The sequence below is a fragment of the Mammaliicoccus vitulinus genome, assembly GCF_029024305.1.
Lineage (GTDB): Bacteria > Bacillota > Bacilli > Staphylococcales > Staphylococcaceae > Mammaliicoccus > Mammaliicoccus vitulinus.
The window spans coordinates 218,885-238,167 of record NZ_CP118974.1 but is presented as its reverse complement, the minus strand read 5'-3'; the positions used below and the strand labels follow the sequence as shown (position 1 = coordinate 238,167).

At 33.6% G+C, this 19,283-nt stretch carries 13 protein-coding genes and 1 pseudogene; 5 read left to right on the top strand and 9 right to left on the bottom strand.

The genetic code is table 11. The annotated features are described in order from the left end of the window. Positions 1–455 precede the first annotated feature (455 nt). Positions 456–992 (top strand): helix-turn-helix domain-containing protein, encoded by a 537-nt coding sequence (locus PYW35_RS01125; RefSeq protein WP_103323640.1) that lies wholly within the window; start codon positions 456–458, stop codon positions 990–992. A 5-nt stretch (positions 993–997) separates the two neighbouring features. Then, the gene (locus PYW35_RS01120; RefSeq protein WP_239102464.1) at positions 998–1,864 is read left to right on the top strand and encodes an IS3 family transposase; all 867 of its coding nucleotides are present in this window, start codon (positions 998–1,000) and stop codon (positions 1,862–1,864) included. A 162-nt stretch (positions 1,865–2,026) separates the two neighbouring features. On the opposite strand, the gene PYW35_RS01115 is transcribed toward PYW35_RS01120, so the two are convergent. The 6 genes and pseudogenes from PYW35_RS01115 to mqo all read right to left on the bottom strand — a co-directional run bounded on the left by PYW35_RS01115 (position 2,027) and on the right by mqo (position 11,978). Next, positions 2,027–3,214, bottom strand: coding sequence for a thiolase family protein (locus PYW35_RS01115; RefSeq protein WP_103323418.1), 1,188 nt, complete (start codon positions 3,212–3,214; stop codon positions 2,027–2,029). 31 nt (positions 3,215–3,245) lie between these two features. Further along, positions 3,246–5,504 (bottom strand): 3-hydroxyacyl-CoA dehydrogenase/crotonase FadB, encoded by a 2,259-nt coding sequence (fadB, locus tag PYW35_RS01110; protein WP_103323417.1) that lies wholly within the window; start codon positions 5,502–5,504, stop codon positions 3,246–3,248. A 50-nt stretch (positions 5,505–5,554) separates the two neighbouring features. Next, on the bottom strand, positions 5,555–6,760 hold the full coding sequence (fadE, locus tag PYW35_RS01105) for an acyl-CoA dehydrogenase FadE (protein WP_103323416.1): 1,206 nt from the start codon (positions 6,758–6,760) through the stop codon (positions 5,555–5,557). A gap of 59 nt (positions 6,761–6,819) precedes the next feature. Then, entirely contained in the window at positions 6,820–8,343 is a 1,524-nt protein-coding gene (fadD, locus tag PYW35_RS01100; RefSeq protein WP_103323415.1) for a long-chain-fatty-acid--CoA ligase FadD, read from the bottom strand. A 14-nt stretch (positions 8,344–8,357) separates the two neighbouring features. Further along, complete coding sequence (gene fadX / locus PYW35_RS01095; RefSeq protein WP_103323414.1) at positions 8,358–9,935, bottom strand: fatty acid degradation protein FadX; 1,578 nt, start codon at positions 9,933–9,935, stop codon at positions 8,358–8,360. A 559-nt stretch (positions 9,936–10,494) separates the two neighbouring features. After that, positions 10,495–11,978 (bottom strand): annotated as a pseudogene (mqo, locus tag PYW35_RS01090) (malate dehydrogenase (quinone)). Between the two features lie 318 nt (positions 11,979–12,296). On the opposite strand from mqo, the gene PYW35_RS01085 reads away from it, so the two are divergent. Next, positions 12,297–12,599, top strand: coding sequence for a hypothetical protein (locus PYW35_RS01085; RefSeq protein WP_103323413.1), 303 nt, complete (start codon positions 12,297–12,299; stop codon positions 12,597–12,599). A gap of 144 nt (positions 12,600–12,743) precedes the next feature. After that, a complete protein-coding gene (locus PYW35_RS01080) occupies positions 12,744–14,549 on the top strand; it encodes an acyltransferase family protein (RefSeq protein WP_103323412.1) in 1,806 nt (601 codons plus the stop codon). Between the two features lie 608 nt (positions 14,550–15,157). Here the strand turns inward: PYW35_RS01080 and PYW35_RS01075 are convergent. The 3 genes from PYW35_RS01075 to PYW35_RS01065 all read right to left on the bottom strand — a co-directional run bounded on the left by PYW35_RS01075 (position 15,158) and on the right by PYW35_RS01065 (position 17,168). After that, positions 15,158–15,679 carry a VOC family protein gene (locus tag PYW35_RS01075; protein WP_016912935.1) on the bottom strand — a complete coding sequence of 174 codons (522 nt, stop codon included), beginning with the start codon at positions 15,677–15,679 and terminating at the stop codon, positions 15,158–15,160. Positions 15,680–15,879: 200 nt separating this feature from the next. Next, positions 15,880–16,857, bottom strand: coding sequence for an LLM class flavin-dependent oxidoreductase (locus PYW35_RS01070; RefSeq protein WP_103322744.1), 978 nt, complete (start codon positions 16,855–16,857; stop codon positions 15,880–15,882). Between the two features lie 5 nt (positions 16,858–16,862). Then, complete coding sequence (locus PYW35_RS01065; protein ID WP_338086593.1) at positions 16,863–17,168, bottom strand: DUF3219 family protein; 306 nt, start codon at positions 17,166–17,168, stop codon at positions 16,863–16,865. 161 nt (positions 17,169–17,329) lie between these two features. Here PYW35_RS01065 and PYW35_RS01060 point away from each other — a divergent pair, with 161 nt between their 5' ends. After that, the gene (locus PYW35_RS01060; protein WP_338086587.1) at positions 17,330–19,207 is read left to right on the top strand and encodes a BglG family transcription antiterminator; all 1,878 of its coding nucleotides are present in this window, start codon (positions 17,330–17,332) and stop codon (positions 19,205–19,207) included. The last annotated feature ends 76 nt before the right edge of the window (positions 19,208–19,283 follow it).

Genomic DNA, 19,283 nt, shown 5'->3' with positions numbered 1-19,283 from the left:
TCTTGGATTAACTCACGACTTAGGCGATCTCTTGGATTAACTCCGGACTTAACTCACGACTTGAGCATTTTCTTGGATTAACTCATTACTTAACTCACGACTTAGGCGATCTCTTGGATTAACTTCAGACTTATCTCACGACTTGGGCTATCTCTTGGATTAACTTCAGACTTATCTCACGACTTGAGCTATCTCTTGGATTAACTTCGGACTTAACTCACGACTTAGGCAATGTCTTGGATTAATTCAAGACTTAACTCACGACTTGGGCTATGTCTTGGATTAACCTCAGACTTAACTCACGACTTCCGCTATCTCTTGGATTAACTTTAGACTTAACTCACGACTTAGGCGATGTCTTGGATTAACTTCAGACTTAACTCACGACTTAGGCGATGTCTGATGTGCACCCCAAAAGTTGAACCTCAAATCTAGCTTATAGGGGTGCATTATTTATGAGAAAAAAATATGATTTTAACTTTAAACTAAAATTAGTAAAAGAGTACTTAGATGGTCAATCAGGTTATAAAGCACTCACCTTAAAACATGACATTTCCAGTTCATCTGTCATTCAAATATGGGTCAATCAATATAAAGAGTTTGGAGAAGATGGCTTAAAAGAAAAAAGAAGAAACACTGTTTATACTAGCGAATTTAAATTATCTGTTATAAAATTTAGACAAGAAAATATGTTGTCTTATCGAGAAACAGCTAATCATTTTAAGATTATTAATCCTATAATGGTTGCCAATTGGCAACATCAATTTGATGAAAAGTGTCGTCTTGATCTAGCTAATAAACAAAAGGGACGGTCTATCAATATGGATAAAAAACATTCAAAAACTGATAATAAAAATTCATCTCTAAATGAAAATGAACGTGAAGAACTCGAAAGACTACGAAATGAAGTTGAAACGTTAAAGGCAGGTATTGCTTATCAAAAAAAGTTACAAGCCTTGACCGACATATACGGAAGCAAAAATCAGAAATAGTAAAGGTGATTACGGAACTACACGAAACACTTAATATAAAATTGAGTATTTTATTCAAAGTCGCTAAATTAGCTAAATCTGTATATTATTATTGGATAAATCAGTTCAATAAACCTAATAAAGATGATGAACTGATTAAAGTAATAAAAGAAATATGTAAGGAATCTAATTATACCTATGGTTACCGAAGCGTTACACAAGATTTAAGTAATAGAGGTATCAATGTAAATCATAAAAAAGTAAGAAGATTAATGAAAGAATTAGGATTATCTTGTTCGAAATTCACGCATAGAGGACGTAAATATCGATCATTCAAAGGTAAAGTTGGTAAGGTCGCTAAAAATATAATAAATCGTAGATTTAAAACACATGTCCCTTTTCAAAAAATAGTGACAGATATTACAGAATTCAAGTTGAAGAATGGCCAGAAATTATATTTATCTCCTTTTATGGACTTACATAGTTCGGAGATTATTAGTTTTGAAATTTCAAATCGTCCTTCGTTAGAGATTGTCATCAATCCATTAAAAGAAATGATGGCTATGCGTCCAGATTTAAGCTATCGTTTAACGATACACTCAGATCAAGGTTGGCATTATCAACATTCGCAATACACTAAATTATTAAAAGCAAATAAAGTATTTCAAAGTATGTCTAGAAAAGGTAATTGTTTAGATAATTCAGTTATGGAAAACTTTTTCGGACTACTTAAACAAGAGATGTATTATGGTCAAGAATTCGAAGATTTTCAGCAACTAGAACAAGCTATACATCGTTATATTCATTTTTATAATAATGAAAGAATCAAATCAAAATTAAAAGGCTTATCTCCTAAAAAATTCAGGAAACAAACCTTTCAAATATCATACTAAAAAAGTTCAACTTTTTGGGTTCAGTACATGTCTTGGATTAACTTCAGACTTAACTCACGACTTAGCCAATCTCTTGGATTAACTTCGGACTTAACTCACGACTTCCCCTATTTCACACAAACAAAAAAGCATTCGATTCAAATAATCGAATGCTTACTACCATTACCTTACATATTCAAATATTCCTGCTGCGCCCATTCCTACACCGATACACATTGTTACCATACCGTATTTAGTGTCTGGTCGTTTACTCATTTCTGATAATAACTTACCTGTTAACATTGCACCAGTTGCTCCGAGCGGATGTCCTAATGCGATTGCACCACCGTTAACGTTAGTTTTATTAATGTCTAATCCTACTTCATTTATTGAAGCTACAGTTTGTGATGCGAATGCTTCGTTTAATTCTACTAAGTCTATATCATCTACTGATAAGTTTGTTAATTCTAACACTTCAGGTATGGCATAAGCTGGACCGATACCCATTAATTTAGGATCTACGCCAACAGCTTTGAAACCTACAAATTTAGCAATTGGCTTGATACCTAATTCTTTTACTTTATCGCCAGACATCAGCACTACAAATCCTGCGCCATCAGTAAGTGGTGCTGATGTACCGGCAGTCACTGTTCCATCTGCTTTAAATACGGTTCTTAATTTAGATAAGGATTCTAAATTTGTTTCTGGTCGTATTAACTCATCTTGCTTAAATTCTTCTTTTGTTACAGACGGTCCATTTTCGTCATACTTCACTTTATGCACTTCTATAGGTATAATTTCATCATTAAATTTACCTGATTTTTGTGCTTCTGCTGCTCTTTTATGACTTTCGACAGCGTACGCATCTTGCGCTTCTCTCGTTACTTTATATTCTTCAGCAACCATTTCAGCTGTTAAGCCCATTGGATACGATACGCCAGTGTCTGCTTCTTGCAACTCTGGATTATTCGTTGGTTCATTACCGCCCATTGGTACTGCACTCATTAACTCTACACCACCTGCTACGAGCACATCAGCTTGCTCTGACATGATTTCATTCGCTGCAATGGCGATGGTTTGAAGTCCTGATGAACAATAACGGTTAACGGTTTGACCAGGCACTTCATTTGGTAATCCGGCAAGCAAAGCAATTGAGCGTGCTATATTTTGTCCTTGTAATCCTTCAGGAAAAGAGTTCCCCACAATGACATCTTGAACCATGCTTAGATTAAATGAGCCACCTACTCTATTGAGTACGCCTTTTAATACTTGAGCTGCCACTTCATCAGGTCTTTCATGAAATAATGCGCCACCTGGTTTAGCTTTACCTGCTGCAGAACGTCCGTATGCTACTATATATGCCTCTTGCATTGATATTCATCCTCTCTTATTCAGCACTTTATTAATTACGTAAAGGTTTTCCTTTTTCTAGCATGTGCGTAATACGATCATAAGTTTTTTCATTTTGTAAAAGAGATAAGAAACCTTCTCTTTCAAGCTTTTGAATATATCTTTGGTTTATATACGTATTACGTGGTAAATCACCACCTGAAAGTATGTGTGCTACTTTTAACGTAATTTCATAATCATAGTCACTAATAAAATGACCGATTCTTTGAGCGTCTAATTGAGCTTGCGCTAACGCTTTAAAATCTCTACCTAATGATGGATATTGAGCTTTAGGTTTAGGTACATAGTTCGTTTCAGATTCATAGCGCGCTTTATTGAGTGCAACTTCAATACGTCTTTCTTTATTGAAAATAATTGTATCAATGTCTCTTAAATAGCCATATTTTTTAGCTTCATAAGCGTTCGTAGAAACTTTAGCTAAACCTACATTCATTAATACTTTAGAAATAGATTCTTGTTTATCATCATTTTTATGATCCGTTCTTAACACTCTATCAACAAACTCAGCTAACCCGCCACCTGAAGGTAATAAGCCCACACCTGTTTCAACTAAACCAATATATGTTTCACTAGCTGCAACAATAAATGGAGAATGTAGTACTACTTCACAACCGCCACCTAATGCTCTTCCGTGAACAGCTGTTACGATAGGTTTAAGTGAATATTTCATTCTGCTGAAACTTTCGTGAAGCTTATCAATTGCTGGACCAACTAACTCTTCTACTTTTTTGCTTTCATGAGCCTGTTTCATCATGTACAAGTTCGCACCTACGCTAAAGTTGTTACCTCCAGCGTATATCACCATGCTTGTGTAGTCTTCTTGTTCTAATAAGTCAATTGATTCAATTAAGTCATTTGCAAAACCATCTGAGATAATATTATTTTTACTTTGTATTTTAAGTAATAATTGATCTTTATTCGCTACTGATAAATTAGAGTCTTCTCTATTCCATATTTCATGGTCAACAAAAACTGAGGTAGGTGTTACACGTTCGATTGTTTCATCTTCTTTATAGAATGAACCACTTTGTTGTTCAATCCATTCAGGTAATTCTCCAAGCTCTTCTCTCATTCTCGTTTTAACGCGTTCAAATCCCATCAAGTCCCAAAGTTGGAATGGTCCTTTTTTCCAATTGAAGCCCCATACAAGTGCACGGTCGATATCTTTAAAATCTCCTGCAGCTTTAGGAACATTGATTGCTGAATAATAGAAATTATTTCTTAATGTTTCCCATAAAAACTTACCAGCATCATCTTCAGCGTTAAAGATGACATCTAAATTTGATTGTAAATCTTTACTAAATTTTGATAGTATTTCAAATTTTGGTTGTTCAGCTTGAACATATTCATTTGAATCTATGTCATAAACTAATCTTGTTTTTTTATCTTTTTTATAGAAACCTTGTTTTGTCTTGCGACCTAACGATCCATTTTTAACAAGTGTGTCTGCTACTTTCGTATCTTTAAAGTAAGGTTGTTCTTCAGGAACTTGTTGTAACCCTCTTGTCACAGTGACTGCAATATCTAAACCTACTAAATCTGATAATCCATAAGTTCCTGTACGCGGTCTACCGATTGCTCTACCCGTTAAGGCATCTACTTCAATAATGGAAAATCCTTGTTCTTCACCACGGTACATAATATCATTCATCGTTTGAGTACCAACTCTATTTGCTACAAATCCTGGCACATCATTCGCAACGACAGCACCTTTACCTAGTACTTCTTCGGCAAATACTTGAGTTCTTTCAATTACTGCATCTGAAGTATGACGATTAGGTATAACCTCTACTAATTTCATAATACGAGGTGGATTAAAGAAATGAAGTCCTAAAAATCGTTCTTTATCCTTTTCATCAAATGCTTTAGAAATAGCTTCAATCGGAATACCGGATGTGTTAGTAGCGAATATTGCACTTTCTTTAGCTACTTGTGTAACTTGTTTCCAAACTTGATGTTTAATATCTAATTCTTCCTTCACCGCTTCAATATAAATATCGGCATCATCTTCACCTGTTAAATCATCTTGAAAATTACCATAAGATAAATTTGATGCAAATTCTAGATCAAACAATAAAGGTCTTTTAGCATCTGTGATGACATCATATGCTTTTTTAGAAATTTTATTCGGATCATTGTCATCTATTACTATATCTAATAATTTTACTTTTAAACCTGCGTTTACTAATAGTGCGGCAATTTGACTTCCCATAGTACCTGCACCTAGAACGGTCGCTTTACTTATCGTCATAAAAAGTCCTCCAAATTAATATATTCTGAGATAATCTTCGCTCAGTTAGACTAAATAAATGCTGAATCACCAGTCAATGCACGTCCTATAACTAATGCATTAATTTCGTGTGTACCTTCATATGTGTATACGGCTTCTGCATCCGAGAAGAATCTCGCGATATCATATTCGGCCAATATACCGTTTCCGCCAGTAATACCACGACCCATTGCGACTGATTCTCTTAATCTAAGTGAATTCATCATTTTGGCAGCTGAAGTTGCAACTTCATCATATTCACCATGTTCTTGCATTCTCGCAAGTTGTGCACATATTGACATGGAATGTGCTAAATTACCTTGCATCATCGCTAACTTCTCTTGAATCAATTGATATTTACTAATTTCTTTACCAAACTGTTTACGTTCAGTTACATAATCAAGTGTCGCGCGTAACGCACCTGCTAAAGCGCCAGTTGCCATATAAGCTACGCCGGCACGTGTTGAATAAAGTATTTTTGCAATATCTTTAAACCCATTAATATTTTGGAGTCTTTGTTCTTCTTCAACTTCTACATTTTCCAATTTAATAATCGTATTTGGGATGATTCTTAATGCAATTTTGTTTTCAATGATTTCAATATCTACACCTGCTTGTTCAGGTCTCACAATGAATCCTTTAGGCTTACCTGTTTCAACATCTACAGCATAGACAGGAATAACATCGGCTAAATTCGCGCCGCCAATCCATTTTTTCTCACCATTTAAGACCCATTTATCACCTACACGTTTAGCTGTCGTTTCTAGACCACCAGCTACATCTGATCCATGTTCTGGCTCTGTTAAAGCAAAGCATGTTCTCAATTCATGTGATTGTAATTTCGGGATGTAATAAGCAATTTGTTCTTTACTGCCACCGAACAAGAATGAATTGTGACCTAATCCTTGATGTACACCTAATAATGTAACTAACGATACGTCAAACCTTGCTACTACATATGACATGAAAAATTGGAATAATTGACTTGGTGTTTTAGCACCTTCACGCCCTTCAAATAATAACGGATTTTGAAAATAATTTAATTTTCCCATGTCATCAAAGAAGTCCTCTGGTACAGTTGCATTCACCCAATGTTCATTGATCGTTGGACGGTATTTCTCTTCTAATAAATCATCTAGCTGTTTTAAAAATTTCACTTCACCTTCAGTTAATTCTTTTGAAATATTTAAAATATCTTCTGAAAATAATTTTTTTAATGTCTCTAATTTAGTTGTCATAACTATGACCTCCATTTATTATTAAAGCGCTTACATAATCATCTAAAAAATTTTAGCAATTATGCTAAGTCGTCTTTTTTCTTCAATTGTTCAGCTTTTCGATTCATCATTTTCTTCACTTCTAATTTGTCAGGTTTAGCTGTTGAAGTTAATGGCATCTTCGTAACTGATAAATACATTTTCGGCACTTTGTAACTCGCCAAACTTTCTCTCATATGTTTATCTAATTTTTCTTCAAAATCAGGATCATTTTCAGTTAGCAATACGGCTGCTGATACAGTTTCGCCAAACTTCTCACTTTCAAATCCTACAACAACACATTGAGCAATAAGAGGATGAGCTGAAAGAACCGTCTCTACTTCAGATGGCAATACGTTCTCTCCACCTGTAATAATCAATTCTTTTCTACGATCTACAATAAAGATGTCACCTTCTTCATCTAATCGAGCCAAGTCTCCCGTTAAGAAGTAACCATCATGAAACGATTCTTCAGTCGCTTCTTTTTTATTCCAATAGCCAGGTGTAACTTGTTTACCTTTAATTGCTAATTCACCTATTTCACCTATCGGCACATCGTTAAAGTCTTCATCAAACAATCTTGACTCAACATACATAACAGGTTTACCAATACTCATCGGCTTTTTAAGTGAGTTCGTAGGCGTATTGATTAACGCAAGTGGTGCCTCAGTTAGTCCATAACCATTAATAATATTTAATCCCATGCTAGCGAATTTTTTCTGTACGCCAGGTAATGGCGCTGAACCACCTTGAATAAGGAAGTCTATATTATCAAAGTTCTTAACATTAAAGTTCGGTGCAACTAACATCGCATAATACATTGTAGGTATAAGCGACAAATAGTTCGGTTTATATTTAGCCATTAAATCGTTGAGCTGTTCACCTTCAAAATAGCGATGCAATACAATTGAACCACCTGCCATTAATAGTGGAATAACTAAGTCATTAAAGCCAAATACATGAAACATTGGTAACGATACAACTGTTGAAAAACCTGCATTAACTTTATACGTTAGAATCGTATTAACAGCATTTGTCGTAAACGATTCATATGTGAACATGACACCTTTAGGTAAACCAGTTGTTCCACTCGTATACATTAATGCTGCTAAATCATCTCTATCAACATCGGCCGTTTTGAAAGGTTTATGATTTCTAGGATGTACAAGTTCATCATATTCAGGTGAATCAATATCCATGTGCAAATAATCATCCGCAATACCTTGTAAACTACTTAAATGTCGATTTGCATAAAATATCATTTTAACGCCTGAATCTTCAATCACACTTTCAATTTCGTTCGGTTTCAGTCTCCAGTTCATCGGAAAGTATACTGCACCTATTTTAAATGAAGCGAATAATAAATCGATGACCGCTACATCATTTGGTGCAAATATGCCTACTACGTCTCCTCTTTGAACACCTTGTTCTTGAAGATGATTCGCTAAGTTTTCAGCACGAATATTTAAATCTTGGTACGTCCACTCCGTTCCTTTTAACGGATCGGTGACTGCTGCCTTCTCTTCATCAAATTGTGCTCTCGTCTTTATCCAATCGTAATTCATATTAAACTACCCCCTTAATAGTTTGAACCATTGCCTTTAATACATTGTTGCAATCCTCCCCAATTGTCTTGATAAATATTCTGATCTATCACTTTAAGTTCGTCATCAATAATTGGTTGAAATGCTATGTTTGCGAGTATATCTTTTTCCAAATCAAGACCAGCAGCTATTTCAATCAATTTCAGACCTTCATCAGTTAATTGGAATACAGCACGTTCTGTAACATAATAAATTTCTTGACCTAATTCTTTTGCATAAGATGCATTGAAGTCCATATTATGCACATGTTCCACAAACTTTTTAGAGTGACCTTCTTGTTCAATAACTAATGCTTTATCATTACAAGTAGACTGACTTCCGACTACCATTGTTCCTGAAAATATAATTTTTTTAACAGTTTGGCTGATGTCTATGAAACCCCCACAACCATTCATTCTATCGCCATATTTAGAAACATTTACATTGCCAAACTGATCTACTTCAGCAAAGCTTAAGTAAGCTATATCTAAACCACCATTATAAATAAAATCCCAAGTCATTTCGTGTCGCATTTTAGCATCTAAGTTATAATTCAAACCGAAATTTTGACCGCTGCCAATCATGCCACCAAACACACCAGTATCTATATTCAATTGCACTAAGTCATCAACTTTTTCCTCAACTAATAAATTAGAAAGCTCATTATTAATGCCAAACCCTATACTTACGACATTACCTTCACTTAAATATTGAGCTGCACGTCTTAAAATCACTTTACGTATACTAAATTTATTAGCCGGTTCAGGCATATCGAGCACTTTGTACTCACCTGATATAGCAGGATTATAATAATGTTGAAATGTTTGTCTATGATATTTTGGGTCATCATTTATAAATACATAATCCACAAGTTCTCCAGGTATAAAGACTTCTGTTGGTTTAAAACTACCATGTTGTACAACTTCTTTTACTTGCACAATTACTTTTCCACCATTTTGGTGAGCAGCTAAAGCAACACCATATCCTTCACCTAAATGTGCTTCATGGTTCATATAAATATTTCCCTCGCTATCAGCGTATGTACCACGAAGCAAAGCAATATCTACTTTAGGAAATGCATATTGTAAAAATTCTTCACCATTGATTTCTAATAATGAAACAATTTCTTCCTTAGTCATATTATTTACTTTTCCGCCAGTGTATCTTGGATCCACAGAAGTGTGTAATCCTATTTTAGAAATCATGTTTGGAAATTTATTCGATGAATTTCTATAATGGGTAGCCAATAAACCTTGTGGCACAAAGTAAGCTTCTAACTCATTATCTTTAATAGCCCCAATCGTTTTAGGTGACCCAATAATAATGCTCATAATGAGACGTTTAATCATACCTCTACTAACAAATGAATCTAAATCATATCCATCCCCGCGATAATCACTTATATCATTTGCTAACATAAACGTTAAATCATCAATATTACCAAATTCATCGTGAGCCTTAACAATATGTTTTAAAACATTAACAGGTAAATTGCTTACCGATAATGCAGCAAGTGCTATGACATCTCCACTTTTAACAATATCTTTTAAATCATTGAACGACATAATTTGCATACGATTATCCCCTTATCTCTCATTATTACAATCGTTACATAAAAGACCTCCCTAATATAATGTAAGCCCTTACATAACTTAATATAACATAGTGTAAATATGAATTAAAAGCGAAAAGGTATACAACAATATCTTTTAAATAACAAAAATTAAAAATTTACAACTAACACTTAGTACCTCCTCACATACTGTAGTTATAATATTTTTAAAAATATTCATCGTTCGATAACAAGCAAAAATTGACAAAGTAAGATGAATGTTAAGGAAATATTTAATTATATTTATATAACATTTATAGCGTTGATAAATAGAAAAAACCTATAAATGATTATGGAAAGATACTAGATACTAAGCGAAATTCGGTGTATAATTTCACGAAAATATTAAATTCATAATATTTGATAAATGAAACATTATGACGCAAAATTTAACCAAAATCGTTGGATAATTAAAGAAGGCCATCTAGCTTATGACTATTCATAAAAAAATAGCTATGAAGAAGTCTATTGGCATAGATTTCTTCATAGCTAATCTTAATATGTTCTTTCTTTATAACTTGTTATTCTTCTAGTTGTAGTTCTTTTGCTGTTTGTTTACGAATCTTTTGTAATAATTGTGTATCTTCGATTAAAGATTCACCATATGAAGGAATGATTTCTTTAATTTTTGGTTCCCAACTTTCAATATACTGCGGGAAGTTCTTTTCGATTACTTCTAAAGCAACTGATACAGATGTAGATGCTCCAGGTGATTCTCCTAATAAAGCAATTACTGTATGGTCTTCTGAATTCACAACTTCTGTTCCAAATTGAATAAATCCTCTACCATGTTCTTCTTTATCTTTAATAACTTGTACACGTTTACCTGCGATGTGGATATCCCAATCTTCGTCTTTAGCATTAGGTACAAAGCGACGTAATTCTTTCATACGATCTTCTTTTCGTTGTAATACTTGTTGAATTGAATATTTCACAAGCGATAAATTTTTAACACCTGAAGATAACATTGTAACAACATTACTTCTATTAATAGATTTGAATAAATCTAAGTTAGATCCATTCTTCAAAAATTTAGGTCCAATTGCAGCAAATGGGCCAAATAACAAACTTTCTTTTCCTTGAATATAGCGTCTGTCTAAGTGAGGAACCGTCATTGGTGGTGTGCCAGGTGGCTCTTTACCATAAACTTTCGCATTATGTTCACGCACAACTTTAGGGTTGTTACACACTAAGAATGCACCGCTAATTGGGAAACCTCCAAGATGTTTACTTTCAGGAATTTTAGTTTTTTGTAGTAACGGAATCGCATTGCCACCTGCACCGATAAAGATGTAATCTGCAACGTGCGTTTCTGTTTCTCCTGTTACAAGATTACGTACTTTCACTTCCCATTTGCTATTATCTAGTTGTTTAAAATCTACAACTTCATGACGGAAGTGTACTTGTGCATTGTCATGTTGTTCAATGTTTTTAACTAATTTACGTGTTAACTCACCAAAGTTCACATCTGTACCTTCATCAATTTTACTAGCAGCAAGAGGTTCGTTTGAATTACGACCTTGCATCATTAAAGGCATCCATTCCGCTAAAACTTTATGATCTTCTGTGTATGTTAAACCTTCAAACATCGGTAAAGATTTTAATGAATCATAACGACGCTTTAAGAAGTCTACATTTCGAATACCCATTACAAAACTAATATGAGGCAATGGTCTTATAAATTCTTTAGGATTTTCGATAGATTTATGCTTAACTAAGTATGACCAGAACTGTTTAGAAACTTCAAATTGTTCATTTATTTCTTTAGCTTTTTCTACATCAATAGAACCATCTTCTTGATCCACTGTATAGTTAAGCTCACATAAAGCTGCATGACCAGTACCAGCGTTATTTTTTCGTTCGAACTTTCAATAGCCGGTTGATCCAATCTTTCAAATAATTTAATGTTCCAATCCGGTTCAACATTTTTCAAAAAAGAACCAAATGTCGTACTTAAAATACCAGCACCAATTAAAATAATTTCTTTTGGTTGCTTATTATCCATTGTGATCACCTTTCTTTTGTAAAATTCATTATATGCTTACATAATGCTTTATTCTCTCTTCGAATAAAGCATTATTAAACTAATTATTATATATAAAAACCTTTAAACACTTGAAAAACACTGTATAAACTTATATTAAAACAACTGTTATGAAATGTAAATTGCAAGGTATGAAAGCGCTAATATATTTTAATCTTCATTTTTTGAGCGTTCTATTTGAATTTTCCCTAGTGTAATAATACACTTGTAGTAAATAGGGGTATCCTCTTATTTTGGCATTTTGGGTTTTAATATATAGTAATCAAGGAGGTTTTTTAAATGACTGTTGAAGGTAAACATTTTATAAAAGTGAACCGACAGAATGAACACAGATCCTCAGAAATTTCAGTAATGATCGAAGAAGGTGGATTAGGCGCTGATAGTTACTATCAAATTATTAAACCGAACACGAGTCATAAAGAGACAGAAGAGAACATTTTTCAATTTGAAGACGAGGTTAGCCAAAAGAGTGACGCTGAACTAATTGATTTACTCATTGTAAATGCACAGGAACATACTGCTGAAAATTATAAAGAAGCGCTCAATATTATTAAAACTGAATTGCTTAAACGTATGGGATAGACAACTTTTCGTAACGATAAGGGATAAAGATGAACAGGTTTTTTAGCTGTTTGTCTTTATCCCTTTTAATGTATATTTTTGTCAAAATATGGTACAATTTTATCGATTGGAATTTTTTACAAATTATCAAGGAGTCAACGAGAGATGATTGGTCACGAGAAAAACATCACTAAACACCAGACTAGATATCTACATGGTTTGGATGGTTTAAGAGCTTTAGCTGTTATAGCGATTATTATTTATCACCTTAACCCTAAATGGTTATCAGGTGGTTTTTTAGGTGTTGATACCTTTTTTATCATTTCTGGTTATCTGATTACGAGCTTACTCATTCACGAATACAAGCATACGGGCTCTATTAATTTGATGCAATTTTGGAAAAAGCGCATTAAAAGGTTGCTTCCTGCAGTCTTGTTTTTAATCAGTATCGTCTTGATATATACGTTAATGTTTGAACCGAATATCATTAAAAATGTTAAACAAGATGCGATTGCTGCATTGTTCTATGTATCGAACTGGTGGTATATATTTCATGATGTCAGTTATTTTGATAGCTTTAAAATAATGCCACTGAAACATTTGTGGAGCTTAGCAATTGAAGAACAGTTCTATATTTTTTGGCCAATTTCGCTTCTGATATTATTACGAATTAAGAAACTGAAGCAACATTTTTTGCTCATCATTTTTGTTTGTTCTCTTATTTCTTTATTGACTATGTTCCTTATAACACAACCAAATGTCGATAATTCAAGAGTGTATTTTGGCACGGATACTAGGTTACAAACTTTGTTGTTAGGTGTCCTACTCGCATACATATGGCCACCATTTAGACTTAAAGCGCAAATCCATTTACCGCTGAAGATCGTGATAGAATCATTCGGTTTTATCTCAATTGCACTGTTAATATTTTTCATAATGACTGTGTCATCAAATGATAATTGGTTCTATTTTGGAGGCATTTATTTTATATCATTATGTACATTACCTGCAATTGCAAGTGCTGTTCACCCTAGTACATTTTTAGCAAAAGTATTGAGTAATCGAATATTTTCATGGATTGGTCAAAGGTCGTATAGTTTATACTTATGGCATTATCCTGTAATAACATTTATGAATAAACACTTCGTACAAGGTCAAATACCTGTTTATATTATTGTTATTGAAATCATCTTAACTTTGATATTAGCAGAATGCTCTTATCGTTATGTTGAAGTACCTATTAGAGTTCAAGGCTTTAAATATTTCTTACCTAAAAAAAGCGCGTTGAAACCACTTATAATAAGAAGTTGTTTCGCTTTAATTTTGGTAAGCTGTTCAACCGTCATTTTATTAGGTCACTACGATGCTTTACAACATGAGGATAAAAAAGAAGTTAAAACAACTTTTACAGTTACAGATAATGAACCACCACATAAAAGCTTGATCTTACCTGTTCCCAAAATCATCATAAACAATCCACAATCCGCTCATCAGAAAGTCGATTATAAAGATGTACCTTTGTTTATTGGCGATTCAGTAATGGTCGATATTGGAGAAGAACTACATAAAAATTATCCGAATTCTTTAATTGATGGCAAAGTAGGTCGTCATTTATATGATGCTATCCCACTCGTTCATGATAAATACCCTTACTTTAAACAGCAGAATCAACAAGTTGTGCTAGAACTCGGTACAAACGGTGATTTTTCTTATGAAGACTTAACAAAACTCATTAACTTATTTGGTAATGCTAAAGTTTATGTAGTCAACACGCATGTTCCTCGAGACTGGGAAGAAAGCGTAAATGAAAAATTAGCAAAAGCCGCCGATGCTCATAAAAACGTACAATTAATAGATTGGTATAGTACATCACAAAGTCATTCTGATTACTTTGCTTATGACGGTGTACATTTAGAACACCAAGGCGTTCAAGCACTCGTATCAGAAATAAACAAACATATGAAACATTGATAATTTTGAAGTTAATATGTAAAAATTAAAAGAGCGTAAATTCCTATTTATAGAAGAATTTACGCTCTTTCTTATTTATCATGTGGACCGCGACTTGATAAATTCAACGGCTCTATTTATCATGTGGAGCCCGACTTGATAAATTCAACGGCTCTATTTATCATGTGAAGCCTGACTTGATAAATTCAATGGCTCTATTTATCATGTGGGCACTGACTTGATAAATTCAACGACTCTATTTATCATGTGAAGCCTGACTTGATAAATTCAATGGCTCTATTTATCATGTGGGCACTGACTTGATAAATTCAACGACTCTATTTATCATGTGGACCTCGACTTGATAAATTCAATGGCTCTATTTATCATGTGGAGCCTGACTTGATAAATTCAATGGCTCTATTTATCATGTGGAGCCTGACTTGATAAATTCAACGGCTCTATTTATCATGTGGAGCCCGACTTGATAAATTCAACGACTCTATTTATCATGTGGACCGCGACTTGATAAATTCAATGGTTCTATTTATCATGTGGGCACTGACTTGATAAATTCAACGGTCCTATTTATCATGTGGTGCCTGACTTGATAAATTCAACGGCTCTATTTATTTTTCTGGTGTAAACACACTGGCTTCACTATTTTCTGGGTAATAAAATCCTGAAGGTATGGTTTGTAATTCTATTAAACTTCCCCACGGTGCTTGAACGTACACAGTCTTATTGCCTTCTGTATCTTCATATTTTGTATTTTCATGTGGTTCTGACAAAGCTACGCCGCCTGCTTTTTGTATTTGTTCAAAAGCTTTATCAAAATCATCAACATAAAATGAAAGATGTGTATAACCTATATCTTGCAACAAGACCGGTTCTCTTTGTTTTGCATCTTTAAATTCAAACATTTCAATATTAGGACCATTTCCAAATACCATCATACGTTTTTTAATAATTTTCGCACCGTCTTCTAGTCCTAATACATTTTCAACAAATTCTCCTGCTCTTGGAGGATCTATTTCGGTTTGGCTATCATATGCAATTTTCCCATCTAGTGATTCTTTGAAAAATTTTGTTGCTTCATCGATACTCGGAACTGTTAATCCAATATGGTTGATACCTCTTGTAATGCTCAATAGTATCTCTCCTAACTTTCACTTGCTACTATGAAATGAATGTCATTGCGACTGATTTTGCTTTTCTTTTTTTCGTTTTGCTCTTACTGTTTCTTCTATTATTGAACCTACAATCAGCCCTACTGAAATAATGATGTTTCCTATCAATAGAATCATTTGAAATCACCCTTAATTTCATATTATTCTTCTGGAATAAACATTTATGCTAGTAAAGCTTTAGCGATTAAACGATATGACTGGACTCTGTCTTCATAAGAAATAGTGTTCGTACTTATCATAATCTCTTCACAACCATATTTATTTCGGAGTGATTGAAGTTCTTTTTTAACTACATTTGGATTTCCTATAATGATGTTGCGCTTCATTTCATATAGCATTTCTTTTTCTCTTTCAGATAGTTGATCGAATTCTAGCACTTTATGCGCTTTATCATCACCTTGAACTGCAGGAATCAAACTTTTTACTGCTCGTTCTTCCGCTTCTTGTGTAGTTTCTGCACATATAACAGATACCGTAACAATCACTTCAGGCTTCACATTTGAATTCTTTTGTTGAAAATGCTCACGATAACTTTGCACAATCGCTTTTCCATCTTGCTCGCTCATAAATTCTCCAAAGACATAAGGCATGCCATTTTTAGCAGCTAGCAACGCACTTTTCTCGCTTGTACCGAGTAACCAAGGGGTTGGTTGTACATCAGGCTTAGGTAAGACCGCTACTTTGTTATACTCATGTTCTGCTGGAAAATCATCTTTTAAAAACATGAGCAATTCTTCTAATAGTTCAGGTAAAGCCCAAACTTGTTTTAAATATTGCGTTGATAATGCATTCGTCGCTTCCGCAGAACCACCAGGCGCTCTACCGATACCTAAATCTACGCGATTTGGAAACAGTGTCGACAAAGTATTAAATAGCTCTGCTACCTTATAAGGTCGATAGTGTGGTAATAATATCGCGCCGGCACCAATTCTAATATGATTCGTATGCGCGCCAATATAAGCCAACAATACTTCTGGTGCAGAACTAGCAAGGTTTGATAAACCATGATGTTCTGTTAACCAATACCTAGCGTAACCTAAAGATTCACCTAACTGAGCTAAATTTAAAGAACCCTTTAAAGCATCATGAGCAGTTTCATTAGGCGATATCGGTGACTGATCAAGTATACTCAATTTCATATTAATCATTCCTTTGTTTCTTCTGGTATTTCAACAAGAACAAGACGATATTGTGCAACTTGGTCTGCCTCATATAAATTCGTTAAAGAAGTCGCATAATTGTATATCTTACCTTTGAAATCCTTATCTTTTTCAGGAACTTTAATATTAAACTTTTCTCTATATAATAAAACTGCGATATCATGGTACGCTTCACTCGTAACGTCGAATTCTACCGATATCTTGTACAAACCGTTATCCACGTCATCTTCAAAATAAGTTAATGGAATGCGCGTTTCATCTAAATAAATTTCTTTAACCAATTTACTCACCTTCATGTCATATATTTGTTATCTAAACTTAGTATAATATTTAAAATGCGATAATACATTTATTCTGTTTATACTATACACCTGCTAAATACCTACTATATTTGTCTATCGCACATGATATGCTTACAATGTAAGTGAAATATAAAAGAGATTTTGGGAATGTGGTGGAAACTTTGCTAGATAGACACGTTAAACTTATCAAGCTACTACTACTAAATAGTGAAAGTTATTTAAACGGGAATGAAATAGCTGACTATTTAAGTGTTTCTAATCGAACTGTAAGAAACGACATCAAATACATAAATAGCGAAATAATTGAAGGTGTCATCATGAGTGTTAAAGGTCGTGGATATACATTAAATAAGGAACTGTATAGCACAAGTGAGCTTGAAAAAATACTAGAACAATACGCGGAAAAGAATGGGCAAATACTTATAAAGTTGGCTTATCAATTACTGATGTATAAACAATCTGTGACACTAGATCAATTGGCACAAGATTTTATGATAAGTAAAAATGAACTGATCGATCATATGACACAAATTCAATCTTGGTGTGAGTCTTATGATATTTCAGTCGACCTCGTCAAAAGAAAAGGTGTGACCATTAACGGCAATGAAATGGATATACGAAATGCGATTCTTCATTTGAATCAACTTTCTACTAATAATGTTAAAGTAGAAGATTTTATCCTTCATGAAATTCCGAAAGCGCATAGCCAGTTAATAATGCACATTATGGAACAACATTTAAACGATTATGGCATCCAAACTTCTCATGTGCATATACGACAATTACTTGTACACCTTATTATCATTTTTAAAAGAATTCATAAATCAAATGAAAAATGGGATATTAACGAAGAAGCACTCGTCATTTCCCGGGCAATCATTCAAAATATCAACGAACAGTTAAAATACAATTTAAGTGATGAAACTGCAAAATTATTTTCATTCTTTATTAGCTATTACTTTGATAAATATGATCTTGGGTTTAAACATATATTTATTCAAAGCTATATAGATAGATTAATACATCAAATGAATTCAAAAGTTGGTATCGACTTCTCACAAGATCAATTGCTCCGTGAAAATGTTTATTCTCATTTTAGTAGAACTTATTTACGCATTGTGAAAAACATCTATATCAATAATCCGCTTACTGAAGATATTAAACGACAATACCCTTTTGTGTTTAATGCTTTATATGAAACAGTTAGTCATCTTGAAGCAGATGCACAACTTAATTTAAGTGAAGATGAAATAGCTTTTTTAGCATTACATTTCCAATCTTCAATAGATAGAAATGTTCAAGAGCATTTCAACATCGTCATTACATGTTATTACGGCCTCGGAATTTCAAGTTTATTAGAAGCTAGAATTCAAAAGCTTAACGACAAAATTAATATTACAGATACGATTAAACTTGAAGATGTGCCCCACTATCAATTTTCTAATATAGACATACTCGTCACGACACATGAAATTGATGTTACACACGTTCCTGATTCAGTAGAGGTCATTCAAGTTTCTCCGTTATTTTCTGAAGACGATGCATATAAAATCCAAACCATTTTAAATCAAAAACAAAATCCTATTTTAAAGAAAGACGCACTATCACCTATTGAATTTGTAACGTATCCAATTCAAAAAAACATCTCAACAACAGTCGATATTTTTGAACAAACGCAAATTATATTAGAAAATCAACATGCTATAACGAGTGGATATATAGAGAGTGCTTTAGAACGCGAAAAATTCTCTTCTACTTATATAGGTAACGGGATTGCTATACCACACGGTGATCCAACACGCGTTCTTAAATCTCATGTACTCATGTTTAGGCATCGCAAAAAGTTACCTTGGAAGCAACATAAAGTCCAACTCGTTTTCTTTTTAGCAATTGCAGAAAAGGATGCCCAAGTTATGAAAAAAATCATTCATAGTATCGCTGCTTTAACTGAACACGATGTTGATCAATTATTAAAACTTGATGATGAACAATTCAAAAATAAAATCATTCAGCACTTCAAAGAATAATTGCCACTACTAACGGCAATTATTCTTTTTTATACACCAATGAATGCGTTTACAATTAAATCAAGAAGGAGATGAC